The following is an 8,054-nucleotide window of genomic DNA, read 5'->3' as shown; positions in this document are numbered from 1 at the left end:
CGGCGCGGCCACCTATCGGCCATCAAAATTGACGCCGACCGGACTCCGTAATCGTCGCGCTACAGTCACGCCGACGCCGACCAATCCGCTGCATATCGGGGCCTTCATAGCGGCGGCGACGAGCAAGCTGCGGATCGGCCAGTGCGGCACCAACCTTGCGGCGCATCATCCGCTGCGCGTCGCCGAGGACGCGGCCATGCTCGATCATATGAGCCAGGGGCGTCTCGACTTCGGCTTCATGAAGGGGCTCTCGGGCAAGGTCAGCTATCAGTTCGATCCCAACACCGCGATCCAGCGCGACCATAACAAGACCAATGGCGCGCTGACCTGGGAAGCCTTCGAGATCATCAAGCGCTTCTGGAGCGGCAAGCCCTTCCGTTTCGACGGGGACTATTTCACCTTCCCGACGGCCTGGGACGGCTCGTTCATCCCCGCGGAACATCGCGATCCGCGCTACTATGACGCCAACGGTACGCTAACCGCGATCCAGGGGCTGCCGACGCCGTTTCAGGAACCGCTGCCGCCGTGCTGGACCATGGTCGATTCGGTTGCGTCGACCGTCGAAGCGGCCAGAAGGGGCGTTGCCGCCACCGGCTGGGCCCAGACCTTCGAGGGCACGCGCGAACGCCTCACCGCCTATCGGCAGGCGGCGCGCGAGACGATCGCTGCGGGCAAGATGCCGCTGGGCGCCAATCTGCGTACCGCGATGATGCGCCCGACCTTCGTCGCCAACACCCGCGAAGAGGCCGACGCCGTGATGCGGCCGGCGCTCAACGGGCTGTTCGGCAAGCTCTTCGGTCTCGACAACTGGCTCGGCCGTCAGGCCATGCTCGCCAAAACCGAGGAACTGACCGAAGAGGAGAAGACCTGCGACTGGTTCGACTTCTTCCGCAAGCGGGACCAGATCTTCGTCGGCACCCCCGAGGAAGTGACCGAACTGCTCAAGCGCTACGAGCAGGAACTCGGCATGCAGCACCTCATCATGTACTGGGCCTTGCCGCACGTCTCCTTCGAGCAGCAGTTCGCCTCCATCCGCCTCTTCGCCGACAAGGTCATGCCCAACTTCTCGGCCGACGAGCAGATCTCCGCGCTGGACTTCGCCAATGTCGCGGCCTGACAGCCTGCTCGGCGACAAACCCGCCAGCAGCACATCCGCCGACTGGGAAACAAGGGCGGCCCGCATCCGGGCCGCCCTCGCCATCGTCCATGCCTTCCCTCTCGATCGCATGGTCGAACCCCTCACCACGCCAAATCCACTCCAGCCCACCGGATCAAAACCATGACCACATCGGTCCCCCCAGCCCAACTCACCATCAAAGAAGCGAAGTCGACGACTGCGATGTTTTCTGCTGCGATTTCAGGGGTGGAGTGAGGGTCGGGCAATGGTGAACAAAATATATGACAGCGCGAGCGAGGCGCTTCACGATCTGCTCGAGGATGGTCTGCTGATCGCCGCTGGCGGATTTGGCCTTTGCGGCCTTCCCGAACGGCTGATCGATGCCGTGCGCGATAGCGGAGTGAAGGACCTGACCTTCGCGTCGAACAATGCCGGCGTCGATAATGAAGGTATTGGCAAGCTCCTGCGCACACACCAGGTGCGCAAAATGATCGCATCCTATGTGGGCGAGAACAAGGAGTTCGAGCGCCAATATCTCGCCGGTGAGCTTGAAGTCGAGTTCTGCCCGCAGGGAACTCTGGCCGAACGGATGCGCGCCGGTGGAGCAGGAATCCCGGCCTTTTACACCAGGACAGGAGTGGGAACGCTGGTGGCCGAAGGAAAGGAAACCGGAACCTTTGATGGGCAGGACTATATCCTCGAACGCGGTATTTTCGCAGATTTGTCGCTTGTGAAGGCCTGGAAAGCGGATGAGACCGGCAATCTCGTCTTCCGCAAGACCGCGCGCAACTTCAATGTGCCTGCCGCCACATGCGGAAAAATCTGCGTCGCGGAAGTCGAGGAAATCGTTCCCGTCGGCAGCCTGGATCCAGATCACATTCACCTCCCGGGCGTTTATGTCCAACGTCTGATCGTCGGGGTGCCATATGACAAGAAGATCGAGTTCCGCACTGTGCGGGAAAGGGAGCTCGCGTGATGGCTCAGGATGGCAAGGGTTGGAGCCGCGCCCAGATGGCCGAGCGTGCTGCAAGGGAGCTGCAGGACGGTTATTACGTAAACCTTGGTATCGGAATTCCGACACTTGTGGCCAATTACGTTCCCCAGGGCATGACTGTGACGCTTCAGTCGGAGAACGGCATGCTGGGGATCGGCCCGTTCCCGTATGACGATGAAGTTGATGCCGATCTGATCAACGCCGGGAAGCAGACGATCAGCGAATTGCCGCAGTCGGCCTATTTCGACAGCGCGCAAAGCTTCGCGATGATCAGAGGAGGGCATATCGATCTTACGGTGCTGGGTGCAATGGAAGTTTCCGAACGGGGCGACATCGCCAACTGGATGATACCGGGCAAGATGATCAAGGGGATGGGGGGCGCTATGGACCTCGTCGCCGGGGTCAGGAAGATCATAGTGGTGATGGAACACTGCTCAAGAAACGGAGATTCCAAGTTCGTGCCCGAATGCAGCCTGCCACTGACGGGCAAGAATGTTGTAGACATGATCGTCACCGATTTGGCTGTGTTTCAACGGCCTGAGACGGGAAAACCGTTCCGGCTGATCGAGCTGGCGCCAGGCATTACCTGCGACGAAGTAAAGAGCAGGACCACTGCTTCCTTCGAGATGTTGGACCCGGCCTGAGCGTTGCTCTTTCAAGTCACGTGCCGGGCTTGAAACAGGCGGTTCGTGATCCTCCGCGAAGGTGTGGACGTAGCCCCCTTAATAACGTCCCAACCGCAAGATAACGCTCGATATTCATAGGGAGATTAATCGAATGCCAAAGCTTTTTGTGACCGATCGGGATGGCCAGGAACGCACTGTTACAGGAAGGCCCGGCATTTCGGTCATGGAAATAATCCGTGACGCAGGCTTTGATGAACTGCTGGCGCTATGCGGGGGGTGCAGTTCCTGCGCTACGTGCCACGTTTATGTCGATCCCGATTATGCTGACCAATTTCCTCCAATGAGCGAGGATGAAAATGATCTGCTGGACAGTTCCGAGCACCGCAATTCACTCAGCCGGCTTTCCTGTCAGCTTCACTTCACCGAAGATCTGGACGGCCTGCGCGTTGCCATCGCTCCGGAAGATTGATCAGCAGCCTCAGCGCGAATGCTCCGGATCGCCATGAGTAGTTCTCCTGCTGGAAGACTGCGCGTCTTGCTCAAGGCGCTTTACGCGCCGGTATTCAATCGACGACCCGCTTTAACTCGTCGCGGGCGCAATGCATCGCGCATCGCAAAACTTGAAGTGATGCGTGTGACGCCGGGCATCCGTGAGAGAATCTCGCTATGAATGACTTCATAAGCGGCCACATTTTCTGCTTGGACTCGCAACCAATAATCGACCTCGCCGGTCATGAGAAAACACTCCCTGATCTGCGGGCACTGCCTTACAGCGTGTTCAAATCGCGCGAGATAATCTTCGGTCTGGCGCTCGAGCGTCACGCGCACCAAGACATCGACCGAGCCCGCTTCAGCCGCCAAAGGCGCAAGAACGACCGTGTAACCGCGGATGGCTCCTTGATCTTCGAGTATTTTAATGCGGCGGTGACATGCCGAAGGCGACAAGCCAACCTCTGCGGCAATCTCGGAATTCGGTCGTCGGGCGTTGAGGTGTAACAGGCGGATGATCTCTCGGTCGGTTCGGTCGATTGATTCTGACATGCCCTTCCCTTTCTGTCGACGATCATTCCATAATTGGCAGAAGATTGGCAAGGTGTTCGTCTCTTTGACGGAATATTTTGAATCTAAACGACTACCTTTTCGTCAGATAGCAGGGGGCAGTTGTGATTGATTCCGCCGGAGCAATGCTGAGCATCGATCTTGATGCGCTTGCCGAAAATTACCGCACGATCCAGCTCCACGCCGGATCGGCACAGGTCGCAGCTGTGGTCAAGGCCGACGGCTATGGCCTCGGCGCGATCCCGGTCGTGCAAACTTTGATGGATGCAGGTTGCCGCACTTTCTTCGTCGCTTTCCTTGGAGAGGCAGTAGCACTGAAATCCGTGTTGCGAAGCTCTGATACCCTCTTCGTCCTCAACGGACTACTTCCTGGAACGGAAAGGGATTGCGCGCAACTGGGTGCGGTGCCGGTTCTCAATTCGCTCGATCAGGTCGACCGCTGGACCGCGATGTCGCGGGAACTTCGTCGCACGCTCTCCGCCGCCTTACAGATCGACACCGGCATGGCTCGGCTCGGCTTGTCTGCTGAAGAAGTACAGACGCTGGCGATGCAACGCTCCCGGCTCAATGGGATCGAGTTGAAGCTGGTCATGAGTCACCTCGCCTGCGCCGACAATTCTGTCGAGCCATTCAACGAGCGACAGGTCGAGACCTTCGAGGCTCTGACCCGAGCTTTCCCGAATGTGGCACGCTCACTCGATAACAGTGGCGGTGTCTTCCTTGAGCGGGGCCATTTCGACCTCGTTCGCGCTGGTATTGCTCTTTACGGTGGCGCTCCCAGGACGGGACCCAATCCGATGCGCCCGGTCGTAAGTCTCGAAGCGAGAATTCTTCAACTGCGAACCGTCCCGGCGGGCGCAGCCGTTGGCTATGGTCTGACCCACCGCTGTGAGCAGCCGTCCCGCATCGCGACAATTTCGGTCGGCTATGCCGATGGATGGCCCAGGCATCTCAGCAACCGGGGATCGGCCTACATTGGTGGGGTCCGAGTGTCTATCGCCGGACGCGTTTCGATGGACAGCATCACGCTTGACGTGACCGATGTTCCCGATGCGCTGCTCTATCCGGGTGCGCCAGTGGAACTGATCGGTTCGCACCAGAGCATCGACGATGTTGCCGACGACGCGGGCACCATTTCCTACGAAATCCTGACCCAACTGGGTCATCGCTACACGCGCATTTATTCTCCCGCGCGCGCGACCCAACTCAAACGGAGCGCCTGACCCATGAAGATCGCCATTCTTGGCAGCGGCGTCGTAGGTGTCACGTCGGCATGGTATTTGGCGCAGGCGGGTCATGAGGTGACCGTCATCGACCGCCAGCAAGGGCCCGCCCTCGAGACCAGCTTCGCCAATGCGGGTGAGATTTCTCCCGGCTATGCCTCTCCCTGGGCGGCGCCCGGTATTCCGATGAAAGCACTGCGGTGGCTGTTCATGCAGCACGCCCCACTGATCCTGCGCCCCCAAGCCGACTGGGCGATGCTGCGCTGGATCGTGGCGATGCTCGGGAACTGCACCAAGCCAGCTTATGCCTTGAACAAAAGCCGCATGGTCCGTCTGGCCGAATTCAGTCGGGATCGCTTGATCGATCTGCGCGCGGAAACCGGGATCAGCTATGACGAGCGCAGTCGGGGCACATTGCAGCTCTTCCGTGAACACAAACAACTCGACGGCATCGACAAGGATGTGGCCGTCCTTCAAGCGGACGGCGTACCCTTCGAGATACTGGATGCGGCCGGCTGCATTGCTGCCGAGCCTGGCCTCGCGAACAGCGGAGTGCCGCTCGCCGGGGGGCTGCGTCTCCCCAATGACGAAACGGGCGACTGTTTCAAGTTCGCCAACGCTTTGGCTGAAATGGCAAAGGGTGAAGGCGTAACCTTCCTTCATAACCACACTATCCTGCGCCTCGTCAGAGAAGGCGATCGGATCAGCCATGTTGAAACCGATAAAGGGGATATAGCCGCCGATGCCTTTCTCGTGGCTCTGGGCAGCTATTCGCCGCTGCTGCTGGCACCGCTTGGTATCCGCCTGCCCGTGTATCCGGTGAAGGGCTACTCCATCACCGCTCCGATCGAGGACGAAGCCAATGCGCCTGTTTCCACCCTGTTGGATGAAAGTTACAAGGTAGCGATCACCCGGCTTGGTGACCGCATCCGTGTCGGCGGCATGGCGGAACTCTCCGGTTATTCCAATGACCTGCCCCAGGCGCGGCGTGAAACACTCGAATATTCTGTGGGATCGTTGTTTCCCGGTGCGGGCAATCTTGAGCGTGCCAGTTTCTGGAGCGGTCTGCGTCCAATGACGCCGGATAGCACTCCGGTTATCGGGGGAACGAAGATCGGCAACCTCTATCTCAACACCGGCCATGGCACGCTGGGTTGGACCATGGCCTGCGGGTCGGGCCATGTGATTGCCGACATCATTGGCGGACGCAAGCCGGCCATCGAAGCCGCCGATCTCGCTATCAGCCGTTACCGTTAACAGCCCAAGGAGCTTTTCATGACAATCACTCGTATCGACCGTGGCACGCGCATGAGCGAAGCTGTGATACATGGCAACACCATATATCTCGCAGGACAGATCGCGGCGCCGGGCGAAAGTGTCACCAAACAGACGCAGGCCGTTCTCGCAGAAATCGAATCTCTGCTCACGCGGACCGGCAGTTCCAAGAACCATATTTTGATGGCTCAAATCTGGCTCGCCGACATCAATGACTTTGCCGAAATGAACGCTGTCTGGGATAGCTGGATTGCGGACGCCGAAGCGCCAGCCCGAGCGACCGGTGAGGCGAAACTCGCCAGCTCAGACTACAAGATCGAGATCATCATCACGGCCGCCAAGGCCGACTGAGGCCTGGCCCGCAATCAATCCCGGCAGGGAGCAGAGACATTAGCACTACTTTGGCAGATTATTCTTGGTGTGCTCGATGAGGAGTTTGTCACAGTGGGGACAGCGCGTTGGTGACGGTCGCATGAAGAGGTCGAGAATGGCCTGGCGGATGGCCGGCATGGTTGGCTGAGGCGGTGGCCCCCCGACTCTTTTTTTCCGTCCCGCTGCTTTGATGCGGCGGGATTGGAGAAACGCGAAGGCGATCATCGCCATCAGGCAATGTCGGTGCAGCCCGGTCCATGATCTGCCTTCGAAGTGATCAAGCCCAAGCTCTTCCTTGAGTTGCTGATGTGCCTGAGGGATATCGTTCGGCAAGTCAGCGCCAAGATGGGGATGAACATTGTCAGCGGCGCACTGTCGAAGGACCACGTGCACCTGTTCGTAGAGATACCGCCGCACATCTCGGTCAGCGAATTCGTCCAGCGGGCAAAAGGGCGTTCGTCGCGCCGCATCCAGCAGGAATTCGAGCACATCCGCAAACGGTATTGGGGGCAACGCTTATGGGCGAGAGGCGACTTCTCGACCACATCCGGCAGCATCACCGATGACATGATCGTCACCTATCTGAAACGCCATACCGAGCCAGATGATCGGGCTTCAGCCTGGCGCCCAGAACCTACCGGCATCCGCCGGTAGTCCTTCAGTTTTTAAATTAAAGATGTACGATCCAGGATGTGTGCCATTTTAAAGGAGCCGTATTGAGTGAATCTTAGCAGAGAGCGTCGATGATCTTTTTCATCCAAGGTCCTTGTCGCAATGCCCTCATGTTCGAACTTTGCGATTTTCCGGTACGCGGTCGCGCATGACGCATGGGCAGCCATGCACAAGGACCAGAGATAGACTTCTCGCCCTTCCAATTCGGCAAGGCACAGGTCAAGAAGCATATCCCAAGTGGGGCAGGAGCATAAGGTAAAGCCGAATACTTGCCGAATTGTCTTGCGCTGATGGATCAGCGCGCGGCAGGTAGCGATCCTGCGCTCCTCGATATGCGCATCCGTCATAAATTAGTGGCTTCTTCAGTGACGAGTTCTCCGCAGCGCCAAGTCTCAATCAGCATTTCCTGTTCGACGCGAAGATAGTCAACCGCTCCCGTGGCGGTTGGAGCGCGGGATTCGAGCAATCGTGAAGGACAACAACCCTCGTATGTACCGAGATTGGGCCGGTGCGCGTAATAGCCAGCCAAGGCTGCCAGTTCCGGGCTGAAACCCCGCGCAACTTCAGGAGGATAAGCAAGCCACGGCAATTCGTAGGGCTTGAGCCAGCCGAGGCTGTAGCTGACGATCATTGGCCTGCTGCCGGTTTGGCGGACACCGAGATAAGGTGTTTTCACCTATCGGAGGTCCAAAATGCAACGAAGGAAGTTCAGCCGC

9 protein-coding genes and 2 pseudogenes are annotated in these 8,054 nt (G+C 58.7%); 8 read left to right on the top strand and 3 right to left on the bottom strand.

Going from position 1 to position 8,054, the window contains the following annotated elements:
- The 4 genes from PYV00_RS12215 to PYV00_RS12200 form a co-directional block, all read left to right on the top strand.
- Nucleotides 1-1,117: LLM class flavin-dependent oxidoreductase (locus PYV00_RS12215; RefSeq protein WP_275228544.1), on the top strand; the 1,117-nt coding region annotated here is incomplete at its 5' end.
- A gap of 265 nt (nucleotides 1,118-1,382) precedes the next feature.
- Nucleotides 1,383-2,093 (top strand): CoA transferase subunit A, encoded by a 711-nt coding sequence (locus PYV00_RS12210; RefSeq protein WP_275228543.1) that lies wholly within the window; start codon nucleotides 1,383-1,385, stop codon nucleotides 2,091-2,093.
- Nucleotides 2,093-2,755, top strand: coding sequence for a CoA transferase subunit B (locus PYV00_RS12205; protein WP_275228542.1), 663 nt, complete (start codon nucleotides 2,093-2,095; stop codon nucleotides 2,753-2,755). The genes PYV00_RS12210 and PYV00_RS12205 overlap by 1 nt, the downstream gene beginning before the upstream one ends.
- A 133-nt stretch (nucleotides 2,756-2,888) precedes the next feature.
- The gene (locus PYV00_RS12200) at nucleotides 2,889-3,206 is read left to right on the top strand and encodes a 2Fe-2S iron-sulfur cluster-binding protein (protein WP_275228541.1); all 318 of its coding nucleotides are present in this window, start codon (nucleotides 2,889-2,891) and stop codon (nucleotides 3,204-3,206) included.
- Between the two features lie 80 nt (nucleotides 3,207-3,286).
- On the opposite strand, the gene PYV00_RS12195 is transcribed toward PYV00_RS12200, so the two are convergent.
- A complete protein-coding gene (locus tag PYV00_RS12195; RefSeq protein ID WP_275228540.1) occupies nucleotides 3,287-3,778 on the bottom strand; it encodes an Lrp/AsnC family transcriptional regulator in 492 nt (163 codons plus the stop codon).
- A 143-nt stretch (nucleotides 3,779-3,921) separates the two neighbouring features.
- On the opposite strand from PYV00_RS12195, the gene alr reads away from it, so the two are divergent.
- Genes alr through PYV00_RS12180 form a run of 3 tightly spaced genes read left to right on the top strand, consistent with a single transcriptional unit; the run spans nucleotide 3,922 to nucleotide 6,645 of the window.
- Complete coding sequence (gene alr / locus PYV00_RS12190) at nucleotides 3,922-5,019, top strand: alanine racemase (RefSeq protein ID WP_275228539.1); 1,098 nt, start codon at nucleotides 3,922-3,924, stop codon at nucleotides 5,017-5,019.
- Between the two features lie 3 nt (nucleotides 5,020-5,022).
- Nucleotides 5,023-6,276: a D-amino acid dehydrogenase gene (locus tag PYV00_RS12185; protein WP_275228538.1), complete on the top strand. Its 1,254-nt coding sequence runs from the start codon at nucleotides 5,023-5,025 to the stop codon at nucleotides 6,274-6,276.
- Nucleotides 6,277-6,294: 18 nt separating this feature from the next.
- Nucleotides 6,295-6,645, top strand: a complete 351-nt coding sequence (locus tag PYV00_RS12180) for a RidA family protein (RefSeq protein ID WP_275228537.1) — start codon at nucleotides 6,295-6,297, stop codon at nucleotides 6,643-6,645.
- An 88-nt stretch (nucleotides 6,646-6,733) separates the two neighbouring features.
- Here PYV00_RS12180 and PYV00_RS12175 read toward each other — a convergent pair.
- Nucleotides 6,734-6,981 (bottom strand): annotated as a pseudogene (locus tag PYV00_RS12175) (IS701 family transposase); the annotation flags it as partial.
- On the opposite strand from PYV00_RS12175, the pseudogene tnpA reads away from it, so the two are divergent.
- Nucleotides 6,979-7,320: pseudogene (gene tnpA / locus PYV00_RS12170) on the top strand (IS200/IS605 family transposase); the annotation flags it as partial. The pseudogenes PYV00_RS12175 and tnpA sit on opposite strands and share 3 nt — an antisense overlap.
- A 361-nt stretch (nucleotides 7,321-7,681) precedes the next feature.
- On the opposite strand, the gene PYV00_RS12165 reads toward tnpA, so the two are convergent.
- Nucleotides 7,682-8,014, bottom strand: coding sequence for a hypothetical protein (locus tag PYV00_RS12165; RefSeq protein ID WP_342803814.1), 333 nt, complete (start codon nucleotides 8,012-8,014; stop codon nucleotides 7,682-7,684).
- Nucleotides 8,015-8,054: the final 40 nt, after the last annotated feature.

The sequence above is a fragment of the Novosphingobium album (ex Liu et al. 2023) genome (assembly GCF_029076845.1).
Classification (GTDB): Bacteria; Pseudomonadota; Alphaproteobacteria; order Sphingomonadales; family Sphingomonadaceae; genus Novosphingobium.
Note: the sequence above shows the minus strand (reverse complement) of the source record. Positions and strands in the feature narration are given on the sequence as shown.